Origin of the sequence: Pseudoclavibacter sp. 8L, assembly GCF_902506465.1 — a bacterium.
In the GTDB taxonomy this organism is placed as follows: domain Bacteria; phylum Actinomycetota; class Actinomycetes; order Actinomycetales; family Microbacteriaceae; genus Pseudoclavibacter.
On record NZ_LR733185.1, the window covers coordinates 1 to 17491 of the forward strand.

A 17491-nucleotide genomic window follows, 5' to 3' on the forward strand; every position below is an offset into this window, starting at 1 on the left:
GCCATCGTCAGGGCCGACAGGGCGACGCGAAGACGCGCTCCCGGCGGCTCGTCCATCTGGCCGAAGACGAGGGCGGTCTGTCCGAGGACGCCGGCCTCCTCCATCTCGGCGATGAGGTCGTTGCCCTCACGCGTGCGCTCGCCGACGCCGGCGAACACCGACACACCACCGTGGTCGCGAGCGACTCGGGCGATCATCTCCTGGATCAGCACGGTCTTGCCGACACCGGCACCACCGAACAGGCCAATCTTGCCGCCCAGCACGTAGGGCGTCAGGAGGTCGATGACCTTGATGCCGGTCTGGAACATCTCGGGCTTGGACTCGAGCTGGTCGAAGGCAGGAGCCTTGGCGTGGATGCCACGGCGCTCCTTGACCTCCCACTTCTCGCCCTCCTTGAGGTTCATGACGTCGCCGGTGGTGTTGAACACCTTGCCGAGCGTCTGGTCACCGACGGGGACCGAGATGGGCCCACCGGTGTTGGTGACGAGCGCTTCCCTCTTCAAGCCTCACGGCCATCTCTAAGGAGCAATCGCTTGCACTGCAAACCCCGGACAAGAAACACGGACCGTGAGCATGAAGCTCATCCTCCGCACAACCAACTGGAAGAACCAGTGGCCGACGATCTTGCTACCCGGTGAGGCAGGAGTTCCGAGTGTAGATCATGTTGCTCCAACTTGCAAGAACAAGTGGCAGATGCTGATCTTTCTTTCGGACCGTCCGGCCCGTGCGACCCGCTCTCGCGTTTCGCTCCGTTGGCCTGACGAGTGATTACTTTACGCAGGGCGGGGTCGGCGCACAACTCAGGGCGCATCCCGGGCGTGTCGATGCACGCCCGATCCCCCGTCAGGCCCGGAAAACCAGGCCAGCGAGGGTCTTCTTGCCCCGACGCAGGACCGCGACGCCGCCGGCCAGCGCAGCTGATGCGCTCACGACCGCCCCCTCGTCGGCAACACGCTCGTTGTTAAGCGAGACGCCGCCCTGGGCGATCCCGCGACGAGCGTCGCCGAGACTCTTTGCGAGCCCGGTGTCCACGAGTGCCTGAGCGACCGGTGTTCCGTCAGCAACCTCCGCGTTCGGGAGCTCGAGGATCGCCGAGCGAAGCGTGTCTCCATCGAGTGCGGTGAGCTCCCCCTGCCCGAAGAGCGCGGCCGAAGCAGCGATCACCGCGTCAGTCGCTTCCTGTCCATGCACCAGAGACGTCACCTTCGAGGCCAGCGTCTTCTGAGCGACACGCTTGAACGGCTCGTCTGCCACGAGCTTCTCGAGGTCTGCGATCTCAGCGCGGGTCAGGAACGTGAAGATCTTGATCCGGGCGATGACATCTGCATCGTCCGTGTTGAGCCAGAACTGGTAGAAGGCGTACGGGCTCGTGAGGTCGGCATCGATCCAGATCGCATTGCCCTCGCTCTTGCCGAACTTCGTCCCATCCGAGTTCGTGATGAGCGGTGTTCCGAGCGCATGGACACTCGCACCCTCGGTACGCCGAATGAGATCGACGCCGGAAGTCAGGTTCCCCCACTGATCGCTCCCACCCGTCTGCAGCACACAGCCGTAGTTCCGGTGCAGCTCCAGGAAGTCGATCGCCTGCAGAATCTGGTAGCTGAACTCCGTGTACGAGATGCCAGCCTCGGAGTTGAGGCGCGCAGAGACGGCATCCTTCTTGAGCATGGAGCCGACGCGGAAGTGCTTGCCGATCTCACGAAGGAAGTCGATCGCAGAGAGCGGCGCCGTCCAGTCGAGGTTGTTCACCATGCGCGCCGCGTTGTCACCCTCGAACGACAGGTAGCCGTCGATCTGTCCGCGCAGCCCCTCGACCCATTCCGCGACGGTCTCTCGCGAGTTGAGCGTCCGCTCGGCCGTGGGACGGGGGTCGCCGATGAGGCCCGTCGACCCGCCGACGAGGCCGAGCGGCTTGTGGCCCGCGAGCTGCAGTCGACGGAGGAGGATCAGCTGCACGAGGTGCCCGAGGTGGAGACTCGGGGCGGTCGGATCGAAACCGCAGTAATACGTGATCGGCCCCTCGTCCATCCTCGCCTTCAGCTCGGCAAGATCGGTCGAGACGTGGATGAACCCGCGCCACTCGAGTTCGTCGATGACATGCTCGAAGGTGGTGTCGTTCTGCTGGGTCGTCAGATCACGCGTAGTCACCGGGCAACCGTATCAAGCGCCTGCCGCGTCAACGCCGCCCCGCGCGGAGCGACTTGTGCGCGATATAGCGTGAAACGGACGGCTCGCCGTCGATCCAGAAGCGCCAGTCGAACGGCAGAGCACCACCGGGAGCGCCCACCCCGACGCGGAGCCCGCGCACCACCGCCCCTCTGCTGGAGCGTTCTGCCGGAACGATCGCGAACGGCGTCCCATCGAGCCGGGCACCGTCATCGCCGAAGGTCGCACCGAGGGCCGTGACCAGGTTCCCGGGGCCGCGAGCGAGCTCGTGGTCGCGCACGGGAACCCCGGAACGGCGCCCCGCACCGCGTCGGGCTCTCGCCAACTCGACGCCGTCGACCACTTCGCCGGCTCTCAGGAGCACGGCGGATGAGGTGCCGGACTCCCCGGCCACGACATTGATGCACGTATGGAGCCCGTAGATGCGATACGCGTAGAGGTGACCTGCTGGCCCGAACATCGTGGCGTTCCTCGCCGTCCGCCCCCGGAAGCCATGCGACCCGGGATCCCCTGAACCGGCATACGCCTCCACCTCGGTGAGGCGCACCGAGACCGTGCCGTCCGGCGTCGAACGCGAAAGGACCGCCCCCAGCAGCGCATCTGCTGCCGAGAGCGGTCCCTCGAGAAGGGCCGCGCGGAGATCGTCATCCACGCGAACGCCTACGGTGTGAGCTTTGCCAGCCGCTCGCGGAGCTCGACGATCTGCTCAGCGACGCGGACAGGTGCCGTGCCGCCGCGGCCATCGCGAGTCGCCACGGACCCGTCGACCGAGAGCACCTCGCGCACCTCCGGCGACAAGTGCTCAGACACGGCCGAGATCTCCTCGTCGGTCAAGCCATCCAGGTCGACGCCCTTGGACTCCGCTGCCTGCACCATCGAACCGGACACCTCGTGCGCGATGCGGAAGGGGACCTGCCGCTTCACCAGCCACTCGGCAACATCCGTCGCAAGCGAGAAGCCCTGTGGTGCGAGTTCGCGCATCCGCTCACCGTGGAAGGTGAGCGTCGCAACCATGCCAGTGAAGGCGGGGAGCACCAGCTCGAGAGTCTCGACGGAGTCGAAGATCGGCTCCTTGTCTTCCTGCAGGTCCCGGTTGTACGCAAGCGGGAGGGCCTTGAGCGTCGCGAGGAGGCCAGCCAGGTTGCCGATGAGGCGACCCGCCTTGCCGCGCGCAAGCTCCGCGATGTCGGGATTCTTCTTCTGCGGCATGATGCTTGACCCGGTCGAGTACGCGTCGTGCAGCGTGACGAAGCCGAACTCCTTCGTGTTCCAGAGGATGATCTCCTCCGAGAAGCGCGACAGGTCGATGCCGATCTGCGCCGCGATGAACGCGAACTCCGCGACCAGGTCACGACTCGCCGTGGCGTCGATCGAGTTCGGGGATGAGGATGCGAAGCCCAGCTCACGGGCGACGCGAACCGCATCCAGACCGAGGGTGGAACCCGCGAGGGCCCCTCCGCCATAGGGCGACTCGTCCAGGCGACGGTCGAAGTCGCGCAGGCGGTCCAGGTCTCGCAGAAGCGGCCACGCGTGAGCGAGCAGGTGATGCGAGAGCAGCACCGGCTGTGCGTGCTGCAGGTGCGTGCGCCCCGGCATGATGACCTGGATGTTCTGCTCCGCCTGCTGGGCGAGCACCTCGACGAGCGTCTCGACCTGCTCCGCGATGATCGCGCTGTGATCGCGAAGGTACATTCGCACGAACGTCGCGATCTGGTCGTTGCGGCTGCGACCAGCTCGCAGCTTGCCGCCCAATTCCGGACCAGCGATCTCGATCAGGCCGCGCTCCAAGGCGCCGTGCACGTCCTCGTCGTCGTCGGCCGCCACGAACTCGGCGGACACGACGCGACGTTCGAGCTCTGTCAGCGCGTCCAGCATGCCCTGGAGCTCGGCATCATCGAGGTACCCCGCTGCCGCGAGCGCACCAGCGTGCGCTCGCGAGCCAGCGATGTCGTACTTCGCGAGCTGCCAGTCGAAATGCGTCGACTTGGACAGCCGCGCGAGCTCCGGGGACGGCCCGTCGCTGAAGCGACCGCCCCAGAGAGCGCCCGGCGTGGTCACTCCCCCGGACTTCGAGGCGCCCTCGGATGCAGCCATGCTCAGAGTTCCGGCTTGTCGCGGCGAGCCGAGATCTTCGACGGAAGGCTCCACAGCTCGATGAATCCCTTGGCGTGCGACTGGTCGAACGTGTCGCCGGTGTCGTAGGTCGCGAGGCTGTAGTCGTAGAGCGACTCCTCCGAACGACGGCCAGTGACGACCGCGCGACCGCCGTGCAGCGTCATGCGCACCTCGCCGGAGACGTGCTCCTGCGTGTGGTTGATGAACGCATCCAGCGACCGCTTGAGACCGGAGAACCAGAGTCCGTCGTAGACCAGGTTCGACCACTCGGCCTCGATCCCGCGCTTGAAGCGAGCGACGTCGCGCTCGATCGTCAGGTCCTCGAGGTGCTCGTGCGCCTCGATGAGGGCCAGACCGGCCGGGGACTCGTAGATCTCACGGCTCTTGATGCCGACGAGGCGGTCCTCGACGACGTCGATGCGGCCGACACCCTGGTCGCCTGCGAGCTTGTTCATGAGCTCGACGACCTGGATGGGCGTCAGCGACTCCCCGTTGATCTTCACCGGAACGCCCTGCTCGAACGTCACCGTGACCTCGGTGGGCTCACGCGTCAGGTCAGGATCCTGCGTGTACGTGTAGAGATCCTCGATCGGCGGGTTCCACGGGTCCTCGAGGAACCCGGTCTCGACGGCGCGACCCCAGACGTTCTGGTCGATCGAGTACGGGCTCTTCTTCGACTGCTCGATGGGCAGGTTGTGCTCCTGCGCATACACGATGGCCTTGTCGCGAGTGAGCGCGAGGTCGCGCACGGGTGCGATCGAGGTGAGCTCAGGTGCCACGGCCGCGACCGCAGCCTCGAAGCGGACCTGGTCGTTGCCCTTGCCGGTGCAGCCGTGCGCGATCGAGTCCGCGCCGAGCTCGCGAGCGGTCTTCGCGAGGTGCTTCGCGATCAGCGGGCGGGAAAGCGCGGAGACGAGCGGGTAGCGCTTCTGGTAGAGGGCGTTCGCCTTGAGCGCCGGGACGATGTAGTCGCTCGCGAATTCCTCGCGCGCGTCGACGACAACCGATTCGACAGCGCCGCAGTCGAGCGCTCGCTGTCGCACCTGCTCCATGTCCTCACCGGCCTGGCCGACGTCGATCGCGAGAGCGACCACGTCCTTGCCGGTGGCATCCTTCAGCCATCCGATGCCGACGGAGGTATCGAGACCTCCGGAGTATGCGAGAACGACGCGTTCCGTCATCAATGCTCCTAGCGTTTGAGTCGTGTGTTCAGTCTATGCGGGGTGGATGCGCGGGTCAGGCCGCGGCCTTGGCGAGAAGCCAGACGAGCAGCGCCTTCTGGGCGTGGAGGCGGTTCTCCGCCTCATCCCAGATGACCGACTGCGGGCCGTCGATGACGGCTCCGTCGACCTCGTACCCGCGGTCTGCCGGCAGGCAGTGCAGGAAGATCGCACCGGAGGCGGCATTCGCCATCGTGGCCTCGGTGACTCGGTAGGCGCTGAGCGCGTCGATGCGGGACTGCTTCTCGTCCTCGCGGCCCATCGAGACCCAGGTGTCGGTCACGACGACGTCCGCCCCCGCGACCAGCGTGTCGATGTCGTCGCCGACCACGACGGAGCCACCCGTCTCGGCGGCGATGCGCTCGGCATCGGCGACGACGTCGGGGCGCGGCTGGAAGCCGACGGGGGCCGCGATGCGAACGTGCATGCCCGCCGTGGCGCAGGCGAGCAGGTAGGAATGCCCCATGTTGCTCTCACCGTCGCCGAGGAACACCAGGGTGCGGCCGGCAGGGTCGCCGAGGTGCTCGTTGACGGTGAGCAGGTCGGCGAGCAGCTGGCACGGGTGGAAGTCATCGCTCAGGGCGTTCACGACCGGCACGAGCGCTCCGTTGGCCATCTCCTCCAGGCCGCTCTGCGCGTACGTCCGCCAGACGATGGCTGCGACCTGGCGCTCGAGGACTCGGGCGGTGTCGGACGCCGTCTCCTTGCCGCCGAGCTGGCTGGAGGCGGTCGAGATGATGAGCGGCGAGCCACCGAGCTCGGAGATGCCGACGTGGAACGAGACACGCGTGCGCGTCGAGGTCTTGTCGAAGATCACTGCCACACTGCGAGGGCCCTCGAGCGGACGTGCTGAGAAGCGGTCGCGCTTGAGCACTGCAGCGAGCTCGAGCACCTCGCGCTGCTCGGCGGGAGTCAGGTCGTCGTCGCGGAGGAAGTGGCGAATCACGGTTTGGCCTTTCGGTGGGTGGAGCGGCGAAGTCGAATCATCGGGCGCTGAGCTTGCAGGTGCGCGTGCCTCACGCGGAGACCTTGGTGCCGAAGCCCTCGGTGGTGAAGATCTCCAGCAGCATCGAATGCGGGACACGGCCATCGATGATGGCCGCCTGGTCGACGCCACCCTCCACCGCCTCGATGCAGGCCTGCACCTTCGGGATCATGCCAGCAGAGAGCGTCGGCAGCAGGGCGCGCAGCTCGTCGAGCTTGATCTCCGAGATGAGCGAGTCGAGGTCGGGCCAGTCGCCGTAGAGTCCCGCGACGTCGGTCAGCATGATGAGCTTCGCCGCGCCGAGCGCCTGCGCGAGGGCGGAGGCAGCCCGGTCTGCGTTGATGTTGAGCGCCTTGCGGGGCGAGTCGATGTCGCTCGCGATCGAGGAGATGACGGGGATGCGACCGGCCGCGATGTCCGCTTTCACGACCGTTGGGTCGACGGTCTCGATCTCGCCGACGAAGCCGAGGTCGACGGTCTCGCCGTCGATGAGGAGCTTCTTTCGCCTCGCCTGGAACAGGCCAGCGTCTTCGCCGCTCGTCGCGACGGCGATCGGGGCCCGCTCATTGATCGCGGCCACGAGCTCCCTGGCGACCTGCCCGCCGAGCACCATGCGCACGACATCCATGGCCTCCTCGCTCGTCACGCGGTAGCCGTCCCTGAACTCGCTCTCGATGCGCAGCTTGCCGAGCATCCGCGAGATGTGAGGTCCACCGCCGTGCACGATGACCGGCTTGATGCCGGCGTAGCGGAGGAAGGCGATGTCCGACGCGAATGCCTCGAAGAGCTCGGCGTCGACCATGGCGTTGCCACCGAACTTGATGACGAGAACCCGCCCGGCGAACTCCTGCATCCAGGGAAGGGCCTCGATGAGGGTCTCGACCTTGGAGGTCGCCTTCTCGTACAGGTCAGAAGTGGTCATGCTGCCCCTTTCGGGCCGGTCAGAAGCCGTCGGGCTGGTCGGGCAGACGCTCGGCGGCTGCCCCGCCTCGCGGGAGTCGCTCGCTCGTCAGGACGAGTAGGCGCTGTTCTCATGCACGTAGTCGTGCGTCAGATCGTTGGTCAGGATGGTCGCTTCGCTCACGCCGGCGTGCAGGTCGATGAGCACGCTCGTGTCGCGAGGCGTCAGGTCGACCAGGTCCGCAGACTCGTGGGGTGTCCCCGCCCGGCAGACCATGACCCCGTTGATGGTGACGTCGAGCGCCTGGGGGTCGAACTCGGCGTCGGTCGTGCCGACGGCGGCGAGGACCCGGCCCCAGTTCGGGTCGTTGCCGAAGATGGCGGCCTTGAAGAGATTCGAGCGAGCGACCGCCCGGGACGCGTCGAGCGCGTCCTGCTCCGTCGCGGCCCCGATCGTCGTGATCGTCACGTCGTGGCTGGCGCCTTCCGCATCCTGCTGCAGCTGACGGGCGAGGTCGGCGCAGACCTCGGTGAGCACTGCCGTGAAGGCGGCCTCGTCAGGGGTGACGCCGCTGGCCCCAGAGGCCATGAGGGTCACCTGGTCGTTGGTGGACATGCAGCCGTCGGAGTCGACGCGATCGAAGGTGACCCGGGTCGCAGCGCGGAGTGCCCGATCCAGCGCCCCGGACTCGAGGTCGGCGTCGGTCGTGATGACGACGAGCATCGTCGCGAGTCCCGGAGCGAGCATGCCCGCTCCCTTGGCCATCGCGCCGATGACGTACCCGTCGCCGTCGCGGACCGAGCGCTTCGGCTTCGAGTCGGTCGTCATGATCGCCAGCGAGGCTTCATCCCCCGCCTCGACCGTCGCTGCCAGCGAATCGGCCGTGAGCTCGACCCCGCGCAGCACGCCGTCGCGGAAGCTCTGGTCGCCCACCCCGATGAGGCCGGTCGAGCAGACGAGCACGTCTCCCGCGCCGATGCCGAGCTTCGCGGCGACGGCCTCGGCCGTCTGGTGCGTGGTCTGGAACCCGAAGGACCCCGTGTAGCAGTTGGCGCCGCCCGAGTTCAGGACGATGGCCGAGATCGAGCCGCCCCTGATGGCCTCCTGGGACCAGAGGATCGGGTTCGCCTTGCACCGGTTGCTCGTGAAGACCGCCGCGCAGGCCGCGCTCGGCCCGTCGTTGACGACGAGCGCGACATCTCGACGCCCTTCGGACTTGATGCCTGCCGCGGCGCCTGCCGCGCGGAAACCTGCTGCTGCGGTCACACTCACGGTGCCACTCCGTCCAAAGGAAGACCGAGGGCCTCGTCGAGACCCAGGGCGATGTTCGCTGACTGCACCGCGGCGCCCGCGGTGCCCTTGCCGAGGTTGTCGATCGCCGCGACCGCAACGAAGCGGCCTGCGCGCTCGTCGATTCCGATGCCGATGGAGGCCCGGTTGGAGCCGGTCACGTCGCCCGTGCGCGGCCATTCGCCGTCGGGCAGGAGCTGCACGAACCGCTCGGCCCCATAGGACTCCTCGTAGGCGGCGCGGAGCTGCGCCGCGTCGACGCCAGCTTCGAGGCGCGCCGTCGTGGTCGCCAGGATGCCGCGCGCCATCGGCACCAGCACGGGCGTGAACGCGAGGCTGACCTCGGCGCCGGCCGCGCGGCGGAGATTCTGTCGCACCTCGGGGTTGTGCCGATGGCCGCCGGTCACTGCGTAGGGGTTCGCCGAGCCGATGAGCTCGGAGCCGAGCAGCGAGACGGCCGCCTTCTTGCCGGCACCAGAAGGGCCGACAGCGAGAACCGCCGTGAGGTCGAGGGGATGCACGAGCCCGCGGTGCATGGCGGGTGCGAGTGCGAGCGTGATCGCCGTGACATTGCAGCCGGGAACGGCGACCCGCGAGGCGCCGCCGAGGTGCGACCGCTGCTTGTCGGACGCGCCGGCGAGCTCGAGCTCCGGGAGCCCGTACGCCCACGTGCCGAAGAAGTCGCCGCCGTAGTACTCGGCCCAGTCTTCCTCACGCTCCAGACGGTGGTCGGCACCGCAGTCGATGACCAGCGTGTCGTCGCCGAGCTCGGCGGAGATCGCACCGGACGCACCGTGCGGCAGTGCCAGGAACACGACGTCGTGGCCCGACAGCACGTCGGCGGTCGTGGGCTCGAGGACCAGGTCCGCGTAGCTCGCCAGGTGAGGATGCACGCGAAGCAGCCGCTCACCCGCATTCGCGTGCGCGGTGACGGTGCGGACCTCGAGTTCGGGGTGCGAGGCGAGAATGCGCAGGAGTTCCCCACCCGCGTACCCGCTCGCCCCAGCTACTGCAACGGAGAAAGCCATGCCGTTCATCCTAGGCCGTGCCACCCCCGCGCGAGTCCGGCCGGCACGGGCAGACCAGCCCTCGAGCGACGCAGACGGGAATGCGGCGGGCAGCGAGCTCGTTGCACTCGTAGGCTTGACAGGCTGAGACCGTCGACACTCGAGCGTCTGCGGTGCGAGGCCAACGAGAGGACGACGTGACACTGAACACCGAAGACGCAGCTTCATCACCCCAGAGCAGCGCGGCGCCAGAGGGCGTCCACGCCCTGAGCGACGCCAGGGTGCTCGAGCTCCGACAGGATTTCCCCATCCTGGATCAAGAGGTGAACGGCACCCCCCTCGTCTACCTCGATTCCGGCGCGACCTCGCAGCGGCCGGCTCAGGTCCTCGACGCTGAGCGACGCTTCCTCGAGACCGAGAACGCCGCCGTGCACCGAGGAGCGCACACGCTAGCCGCGCTCTCGACCGTCGCGTTCGAGGACGCGCGTGAGACCGTCGCGGGCTTCGTCGGCGCAGCACCCGAGCAGATCTCCTGGACACTCAACGCAACCGACGCGATCAACCTGGTTACTGGCGGCATCCGGATCGCCAGCGCGGGCCGAGGCGGCCCCCGAGCGGAGCGGCTCGCCATCGGCGAGGGCGACGAGATCCTCATCACGGAGGCAGAGCACCACGCCAACCTCGTGCCCTGGCAGCAGCTCGCCCTGGACACGGGAGCGACGCTCGTCTACGTCCCGGTGAACGACCGGGGCACGTGGAGCGTCGAAGATGCCGCAGCTCTGCTCTCGAAGCGAACCAAGGTCTTCGCCTTCGCGCACGTCTCCAACGTGACCGGGCTCATCGCCGACGCGAAGCGCCTCACCGAGCTCGCACACGAGGCCGGCGCCATCGTGGTCCTCGATGCCTGCCAGTCGGTGCCGCACCTGCCGGTCAGCTTCCCGGCGCTCGGCGTCGACTTCGCGGCGTTCTCGGGCCACAAGATGCTCGGACCCAACGGCGTCGGAGTGCTGTACGGCCGCGCCGAGATGCTGGATGCCCTGCCACCTGCGCGCACGGGCGGATCGATGATCACCACCGTCACGATGGAAGCCAGCGACTTCATGGCTCCACCGACGCGCTTCGAAGCCGGCACGCAACCCGTCTCGCAGGTCGTCGCGCTCGCCGAAGCCGTCCGCTACCTCGAAGGGGTGGGCATGGAGTCGGTGGCCGCCCATGAGGCCGAGATGGGGCAGCTCCTCCTCGCTGGCCTCGCAGGCATCCCAGGCATCCGCACCATCGGAGACGAGGTGGGCACCCCACGCGCCGGGCTCGTGAGCTTCGAGGTGGAGGGGGTCCATTCTCACGACGTGACCCAGTTCCTCGACTCGAAGGGCATCGCGGTCCGCGGCGGGCACCACTGCGCGCAGCCGCTGCACCGCCGACTCGGGCTCACCGCATCGACCCGCGCGAGCAGCTACCTGTACACGACGCGAGAGGACGTCGACCGCCTGCTCTTCGCTGTCGGCCAGGTCCGTGCCTGGTTCGGGGTCGACGCATGAGCGCGCTCGACGGCCTCTACCAGCAGCTCATCCTCGAGCATTCGAAGAAGCGAACGGGCGATGGCCCACTGCCAGACGCCGACGCCGAGCACTTCGAGCGCAACCCGAGCTGCGGCGACGAGATCACGGTCCGGGTCAAGCTGGATGCTGACGGAACAGGCCTCTCCGAGCTCGCGTGGCAGGGCGACGGCTGCAGCATCTCGATGGCCTCCGCGTCCGTGCTCAGCGAGCTCGCCGTCGGCAAGTCGACGGCGCAGATCGAAGAACTCGTCGCCGCCTTCCGTTTGATGCTCCGGACTCGCGACGGCTCCGAGCCAGACGAGGATCTGCTCGAAGACGCCGTCGCCTTCCAGGGCGTCTCCAAGTTCGTGATGCGGGTCAAGTGCGCCATGCTCGCCTGGGTCGCCCTCGAGGCGAGCCTCAAGGAGGCTTCGGTCGCCCGCCAGAGCTGACCCCGGTCCGGGATCGGGTCGCCGTCGCCGCGCAGCCGACCCGCAGGACGCAGAATCGCCCGACCCCAATGGGGTCGGGCGATTCGCGTCAGGGTGAGCTCAGGCGCGCATCGTCGCGCCGAAGCGCTCGGAGGCCAACGCCGCGCCGGCTTCCTTCGCTTCGCTCGCCTCGGAGGCCGTCAGCGTCCGGTCCGTTGCTCGGAACCGGAGCGCGAACGTCAGGCTCTTCTGCCCGTCCTCGAGCCCGGTCCCCCGGTAGTCGTCGACGATCGTCAGCTTCTCGAGCAGCGCGCCGGAACCCTCGGTGACGGCGGCGGAGACCTCAGCGGCCGGGACCCCCTCAGCCACGACGAGGCTCAGGTCCTGTGTAGCCGCGGGGAACGTCGAGATCGGCGCTGGCAGCACCTCTCTCCGCGCGAGCTCGATGACCGCGTCGAGGTCGACCTCGAACGCAGCGACCACTCGAGGCAGGTCGGCAGCCTCAGCGATGTCCGGGTGCACCTCGCCGGCGTAGCCGACAACCACCTCGGCAGCCCCGTGGCTCAGGAAAAGTTCAGCGCAACGGCCAGGGTGGAAAGCCCTGTGGGTGCCCTGTCGCACCTGGATCTCGGCGCCGGTCGCCAGGCCGAGCTGGGCGACGAGCTCGAGTGCGTCCTCCCACGACGCCGCGGTCGGCGCGTGCCCCGGGCGCTTCGGCTCGCGGTGACCGAGCACGATGCCGGCGGCGTGCCTTGGCTGCGGCGGCAGCCCAGCCTCCAGCTCCGCGATGCGCTCAGCTGTCGGCCGCACTGCGACCGCGGGAACCTCGTCCACGCCGTAGACGACGCCGGACTCTGGCTTGAAGACGGTGCCCGTCTCGAAGATCGCGAGGTCGGTGAGACCACGTGAGACGTTGCGGTGCGCGATCGTCAGCAGACCGGGCAGCAGGCTCGTGCGGAGCCACGCGGCGCGCGGGTCGAGTGGGTTGGCGAGCTTCACGGCCGCCACCTCGCCCGCATCCGCCCGACCGAACGTGACCGTATCCGTCTCGGCGACGAACGGGTAGCTCTGCACCTCGACAGCCCCGGACGCGGCCAGCACGTCGGCAGCCGCGCGGCGAAGGCGCTGCTCACGGGTGAGCCCTCGACCCGGAGGCGCGACGGGAAGCCGCGACGGGATGCGCTCGAAGTCGCACAGGCGCCCGATCTCCTCAACAAGGGTGACCGGCTCGGTGAGATCCCCGCGCCAGCTCGGCACCGTCACACCGAGGAGCCCCTCGGCCTCTTCCCAGACCTCGCAGCCGACGGCACGGAGCGCGCCGATCGTCTCGTCGAGCGTGTAGTCAACGCCCATGATCTTCGAAGCGGCATCGACGGGCAGCGTCAGTGACTCCGGGGCCGGAATCTGCTCGTGCACGCTGCCGGCGCGCACCACCCGGCCGCCTGCATGCTCGATGAGCAGCTCCGCGACACGAGCAGCTGCCGGCTGAGCGACGCGGGGGTCGACACGGCGCTCGAAGCGACGCGAAGCCTCGCTCGGCAGCTTGTGCCGACGCGCGGTGCGCGCAATCGAGATCGGCGAGAACGACGCCGCCTCGATGTAGACGTTCTTCGTCTCGCCGCTGAGCTCGGTCTCCGCTCCACCCATGACGCCAGCGAGCCCGATCGGGCCGCGGTCGTCGGTGATGAGGATGTCCTCGGCGCTGAGCGTGCGCTCCTTGCCGTCGAGGGTCGTGAGCTGCTCGCCCTCGCGCGCACGGCGCACGTGGATAGGGCCGCGAAGCTTGTCGAGGTCGTAGCCGTGGATCGGCTGCCCGAGCTCGAGCATGACGTAGTTCGTGATGTCGATCGCGATGCCGAGCGGGCGGATCCCCGCGAGCCGGAGCCGCTGAGACATCCAGGTCGGGGTCGCCGCCGTCGCGTCGATGCCCTCGACCACGAGGCCGATGAAGACCGGGGCCATCGGCTGGTCGCGCACGGACGCGTCGTCGTCGATCGTGACCTCGACGCGCACGTCCTGAGCATCCGCGGCGATGCCCTCGGCGAGGAGAGCCTCGAGCTGAGGCCGAAGAGCGGGGTCGGTGAAGGCCACGCCGGTCGCGTTCGAGTACTCGCGGACGAGCCCGCGGATGGACATCGCGTACCCGCGATCGGGGGTGACATTGACCTCGACTGCCTGCTCGGTGAGGCCGAGCAGCTCGATGGCGTCGGTGCCGGGGGCCGCGCTCACGCCGAGCCGCGAGAGCACGATGATGCCGTCGTGGTCGTCGCCCATCCCGAGTTCCGACTGGGAGGCGATCATGCCGTCGGAGACGTGCCCGTAGGTCTTTCGCGCCGCGATCGCGAAGTCTCCGGGAAGGACTGCTCCGGGAAGCGTGACGACAACCGAATCGCCGACACCGAAGTTGTGTGCGCCGCAGACGATGCCACGCACGTCCGCGCCGCCGTCTGCGGCGAGCTGCCCTTCGGGCGCGACGCGCACCTGGCACCAGTTGATGGTCTTGCCGTTCGACTGCGGCTCCGGCTCGGCCGAGAGCACCTCGCCGACCACGATCGGGCCCTGCAGCTGCGTGCCGTGCACGGCTTCGTCTTCGAGCCCGACGCGCACGAAGGCGTCGAGCACCGACGCGGGAGAGGCCGAGGCCGGGATCTCCGCGTACTCACGGAGCCAGGAGAGTGGAGCGCGCATCAGATGTGACTTTCGTTGAGAGGAGCGGAGGGAGCACGCATGGCTAGATCACCATTCCGAACTGGGTGCTGAAGCGGACATCGCCTTCGACCATGTCTCGCATGTCGGTCAGCGCGTTGCGGAACATGAGGGTGCGCTCGACGCCCATGCCGAAGGCGAAGCCCTGATACTCCTCCGGGTCGACGCCGGCTGCGAGCAGCACGTTGGGGTGCACCATGCCGCAGCCGCCCCACTCGATCCAGCGCGGGCCGCCCTTCGCACCGGGATGCCAGATGTCCATCTCGGCGCTCGGCTCCGTGAAGGGGAAGTAGTTGTTGCGCAGCCGGATGCGAGCCTCTTCGCCGAACATCGAAGTCGCGAAGTGCTCCAGCGTCCCGCGGAGGTGCGCCATCGTGAGTCCCTTGTCGATCGCGATGCCCTCGAACTGGGTGAAGACGGGCGTGTGCGTCGCGTCCAGCTCGTCGGTGCGGTACGTGCGGCCGGGGGCCAGCACGTAGAGGGGGACGTCCCGCTCGACGAGCGAACGCATCTGCACGGGAGACGTGTGCGTGCGCAGCACGAGGTGGCGGTCTGCCGGCTCGACGAAGAACGTGTCCTGCATGGCTCGGGCGGGGTGGTCCGCGTCGAAGTTGAGCGAGTCGAAGTTGAACCACTCGCTCTCGAGCTCCGGGCCTTCCGCGATCTCCCAGCCCATGCCGACGAAGATGTCGCTCACGCGGTCCTGCAGCACGGTGAGCGGATGCCTCGCTCCGGTCGCGCGTGCTGGCCGTGCGACCGTGACGTCGACGGCTTCGGCAGCGAGACGCTCGGAGGCCTCTGCTGCTGCCAGTTCGCTCTCGCGCTCGGCGAAGGCGCCGTTGACGCGGGTGCGAGCCTGCCCGATGAGCTGGCCCGCTTCCTTCTTGCTCTCCTTCGGAACGGCCCGCATCGCGGCGTTCAGCGATGCGATCGCCGAACCCTCCGCCAGATGCTCGGCGCGCACGCGCTTGAGTGCTGTCAGGTCGGGCGCCGCGTCGATGGCGGCGAGCGCCGCTTCGACCGCGGAGCCGACGGCTTCCTGCGTGATGGGGTTCGATGAGGCGTCAGACACAAGTGTCGAGTTTAGCGAACCGCGTGCGCAACGGCTCCAGCATGTGGAAACGCGCTTTCTCACGCTGTGAGAGAGGCCGCCTCGACGACTCAGCGAGAATCTGCGTTCATCTCGCGCGATGCCAGAGATCCGCGCGAATCCGGCGATCTTCCAGGCTCTCGGTGTATCCATGAGCACCGAAATCCCACCAGAGAAGCACCGATCAGGTAACCATCTCGTTTCGAAAGCGAGAAATAGGCGACGACGGAGTCTGACGCTGTGGTGGAATCGCACCATGCAAAATCAGAGCGAGCACCTCGTCGTCGTAGACCACGTCGAGAAGCACTACGGTGAATTCCACGCCCTGAAGGACATCAACCTCAGCGTCGAGCGCGGTCAGGTCGTCGTCGTCATCGGACCATCCGGTTCTGGCAAGTCGACCCTCTGCCGCACCATCAATCGACTCGAGACGATCACCTCGGGAGAGATCCGCATCGACGGGAAGGTGCTTCCCAAGGAAGGGAAGGCACTCGCCGCGCTGCGGGCCGACGTCGGGATGGTCTTCCAGTCCTTCAACCTCTTCGCCCACAAGACCATCCTCGAGAACGTCGCTCTCGGTCCCATCAAGGTCCGCAAGCTCTCGAGGGCTGACGCCGAGAAAGAGGCAAAGGCGCTTCTCGATCGAGTCGGCATCGGTCACCAGGCCGCGAAGTTCCCAGCGCAGCTGTCCGGTGGGCAGCAGCAGCGTGTCGCCATCGCGCGCGCCCTCGCGATGAAGCCGAAGGTCATGCTCTTCGACGAGCCCACGAGCGCGCTCGACCCCGAGATGATCAACGAGGTCCTGGACGTCATGGTCGATCTCGCCAAGGAGGGCATGACGATGATCGTCGTGACCCACGAGATGGGCTTCGCCCGCAAGGCGGCCGACCGCGTCGTCTTCATGGCCGACGGCCAGATCCTGGAAGACCAGTCGCCGGAGGACTTCTTCACGCATCCGAAGACCGACCGCGCCAAGGACTTCCTCTCCAAGCTCATCACCCACTGATCGTCGGCGCAGACCCCGCATCGACGCTCACGCAAGACGCAACAGACTTCCAACAGAAGGAGAAGAAATGCGAAAGACCAAGCTCAGCGCCATTCTCGGCGCAGGCATTCTGGCCTCGCTCGTACTGACCGGCTGCGCCGAGGGCGCTCCGCCCGCTGCAGGCGGCGGCGAGGGCACCACGACCGGTGAAGCACCCGTCTTCGAGGTCGCGACGGACGTCACGATCGAGGGATCGCCCACGTTCGACGCCATCAAGGCACGCGGCGACAAGGTCGTCGTCGGTGTCAAGGAAGACCAGCCGAACCTCGGCTACCTCGACGCCGTCACCGGTGAGCGCACCGGCTTCGACGTCGACGTCGCACGCTGGATCGCCGCATCGCTCGGTGTCACCGAAGAGAACATCGAGTTCAAGCCGATCGCCTCCGCCAACCGCGAGCAGGCGATCTCCAACGGCGACATCGACTACTACGTCGGCACGTACTCGATCACCGACAAGCGCAAGGACCAGATCGACTTCGCCGGTCCGTACTTCGAGACCGGCCAGGGCCTGCTCGTCGGCGCAGACTCCGACATCACCGGAGTCGACTCGCTCGTCGCCGGTGTCACGGTCTGCTCTGCGACGGGTTCGACTCCGATCCAGAACATCAAGGACAACTACCCGGAGGTCACGACCACCGAGTTCGACACGTACTCGCAGTGCGTCGACCAGCTGATCAACGGCCAGGTCGATGCGGTCACCACTGACGAGGCCATCCTGATCGGCTACGCCGCCCAGGACCCCGACAACCTCAAGGTCGTCGGCGAGCCCTTCAGCGAGGAGCTCTACGGCATCGGACTCGCCAAGGGCGATGACGCCCTCCGCGACCACATCAACACCACCCTCGAAGAGGGCGGCGACGTGTGGCAGGCGATCTTCGACTACAACCTCGGATCGTCCGGAACCACGGTCACGCAGCCAGCGGTCGACCGCTACTAATCCCACAGGCGAGCGGCGGCGAGACTCACTCTCGCCGCCGCTCGTTCGCACCTAGGGCGC

General features: G+C 67.7%; 14 protein-coding genes and 1 pseudogene. 4 read left to right on the forward strand and 11 right to left on the reverse strand.

Going from position 1 to position 17491, the window contains the following annotated elements; translation table 11 throughout:
• From GV007_RS00005 to argC, 9 genes and pseudogenes are all read right to left on the reverse strand, one after another.
• Positions 1-503 (reverse strand): annotated as a pseudogene (locus tag GV007_RS00005) (F0F1 ATP synthase subunit beta); the annotation flags it as partial.
• Positions 504-843: 340 nt separating this feature from the next.
• Entirely contained in the window at positions 844-2148 is a 1305-nt protein-coding gene (gene tyrS, locus GV007_RS00010) for a tyrosine--tRNA ligase (protein ID WP_160070473.1), read from the reverse strand.
• Between the two features lie 28 nt (positions 2149-2176).
• Positions 2177-2818, reverse strand: a complete 642-nt coding sequence (locus GV007_RS00015) for a DNA-3-methyladenine glycosylase (RefSeq protein ID WP_160070474.1) — start codon at positions 2816-2818, stop codon at positions 2177-2179.
• Positions 2819-2826: 8 nt separating this feature from the next.
• Positions 2827-4260, reverse strand: a complete 1434-nt coding sequence (argH, locus tag GV007_RS00020) for an argininosuccinate lyase (RefSeq protein WP_160070475.1) — start codon at positions 4258-4260, stop codon at positions 2827-2829.
• A 2-nt stretch (positions 4261-4262) separates the two neighbouring features.
• Positions 4263-5462, reverse strand: a complete 1200-nt coding sequence (locus GV007_RS00025; protein WP_160070476.1) for an argininosuccinate synthase — start codon at positions 5460-5462, stop codon at positions 4263-4265.
• Between the two features lie 55 nt (positions 5463-5517).
• Positions 5518-6447 carry an ornithine carbamoyltransferase gene (argF, locus tag GV007_RS00030; RefSeq protein ID WP_160070477.1) on the reverse strand — a complete coding sequence of 310 codons (930 nt, stop codon included), beginning with the start codon at positions 6445-6447 and terminating at the stop codon, positions 5518-5520.
• Between the two features lie 70 nt (positions 6448-6517).
• Positions 6518-7408 carry an acetylglutamate kinase gene (gene argB / locus GV007_RS00035; protein ID WP_160070478.1) on the reverse strand — a complete coding sequence of 297 codons (891 nt, stop codon included), beginning with the start codon at positions 7406-7408 and terminating at the stop codon, positions 6518-6520.
• Between the two features lie 87 nt (positions 7409-7495).
• Positions 7496-8659, reverse strand: coding sequence for a bifunctional glutamate N-acetyltransferase/amino-acid acetyltransferase ArgJ (gene argJ, locus GV007_RS00040; RefSeq protein ID WP_160070479.1), 1164 nt, complete (start codon positions 8657-8659; stop codon positions 7496-7498).
• On the reverse strand, positions 8656-9705 hold the full coding sequence (argC, locus tag GV007_RS00045) for an N-acetyl-gamma-glutamyl-phosphate reductase (RefSeq protein ID WP_160070480.1): 1050 nt from the start codon (positions 9703-9705) through the stop codon (positions 8656-8658). Before argC ends, argJ begins: the two co-directional genes overlap by 4 nt.
• 245 nt (positions 9706-9950) lie before the next feature.
• Here argC and GV007_RS00050 point away from each other — a divergent pair, with 245 nt between their 5' ends.
• Together GV007_RS00050 and sufU are read left to right on the forward strand one after the other, a co-directional pair.
• Positions 9951-11222, forward strand: a complete 1272-nt coding sequence (locus tag GV007_RS00050) for a SufS family cysteine desulfurase (protein ID WP_160071506.1) — start codon at positions 9951-9953, stop codon at positions 11220-11222.
• Complete coding sequence (sufU, locus tag GV007_RS00055) at positions 11219-11674, forward strand: Fe-S cluster assembly sulfur transfer protein SufU (protein WP_104306374.1); 456 nt, start codon at positions 11219-11221, stop codon at positions 11672-11674. The genes GV007_RS00050 and sufU overlap by 4 nt, the downstream gene beginning before the upstream one ends.
• Positions 11675-11773: 99 nt before the next feature.
• On the opposite strand, the gene pheT is transcribed toward sufU, so the two are convergent.
• Both pheT and pheS read right to left on the reverse strand, forming a co-directional pair.
• Entirely contained in the window at positions 11774-14341 is a 2568-nt protein-coding gene (gene pheT, locus GV007_RS00060; RefSeq protein ID WP_160070481.1) for a phenylalanine--tRNA ligase subunit beta, read from the reverse strand.
• 43 nt (positions 14342-14384) lie between these two features.
• Positions 14385-15431 carry a phenylalanine--tRNA ligase subunit alpha gene (gene pheS, locus GV007_RS00065; RefSeq protein WP_236558217.1) on the reverse strand — a complete coding sequence of 349 codons (1047 nt, stop codon included), beginning with the start codon at positions 15429-15431 and terminating at the stop codon, positions 14385-14387.
• Positions 15432-15705: 274 nt separating this feature from the next.
• Here pheS and GV007_RS00070 point away from each other — a divergent pair, with 274 nt between their 5' ends.
• Entirely contained in the window at positions 15706-16455 is a 750-nt protein-coding gene (locus GV007_RS00070) for an amino acid ABC transporter ATP-binding protein (protein WP_104240898.1), read from the forward strand.
• A gap of 67 nt (positions 16456-16522) precedes the next feature.
• Positions 16523-17431, forward strand: coding sequence for a glutamate ABC transporter substrate-binding protein (locus GV007_RS00075; RefSeq protein ID WP_104240897.1), 909 nt, complete (start codon positions 16523-16525; stop codon positions 17429-17431).
• The last annotated feature ends 60 nt before the right edge of the window (positions 17432-17491 follow it).

Bases quoted from the DNA above. Each gene is read 5' to 3' on its own strand.
- argH (WP_160070475.1), bottom strand. From the start codon at position 4,260: ATGGCTGCATCCGAGGGCGCCTCGAAGTCCGGGGGAGTGACCACGCCG.
- GV007_RS00025 (WP_160070476.1), bottom strand. From the start codon at position 5,462: ATGACGGAACGCGTCGTTCTCGCATACTCCGGAGGTCTCGATACCTCC.
- argB (WP_160070478.1), bottom strand. From the start codon at position 7,408: ATGACCACTTCTGACCTGTACGAGAAGGCGACCTCCAAGGTCGAGACC.
- argC (WP_160070480.1), bottom strand. From the start codon at position 9,705: ATGGCTTTCTCCGTTGCAGTAGCTGGGGCGAGCGGGTACGCGGGTGGG.
- sufU (WP_104306374.1), top strand. From the start codon at position 11,219: ATGAGCGCGCTCGACGGCCTCTACCAGCAGCTCATCCTCGAGCATTCG.
- pheT (WP_160070481.1), bottom strand. From the start codon at position 14,341: ATGCGCGCTCCACTCTCCTGGCTCCGTGAGTACGCGGAGATCCCGGCC.
- GV007_RS00070 (WP_104240898.1), top strand. From the start codon at position 15,706: ATGCAAAATCAGAGCGAGCACCTCGTCGTCGTAGACCACGTCGAGAAG.
- GV007_RS00075 (WP_104240897.1), top strand. From the start codon at position 16,523: ATGCGAAAGACCAAGCTCAGCGCCATTCTCGGCGCAGGCATTCTGGCC.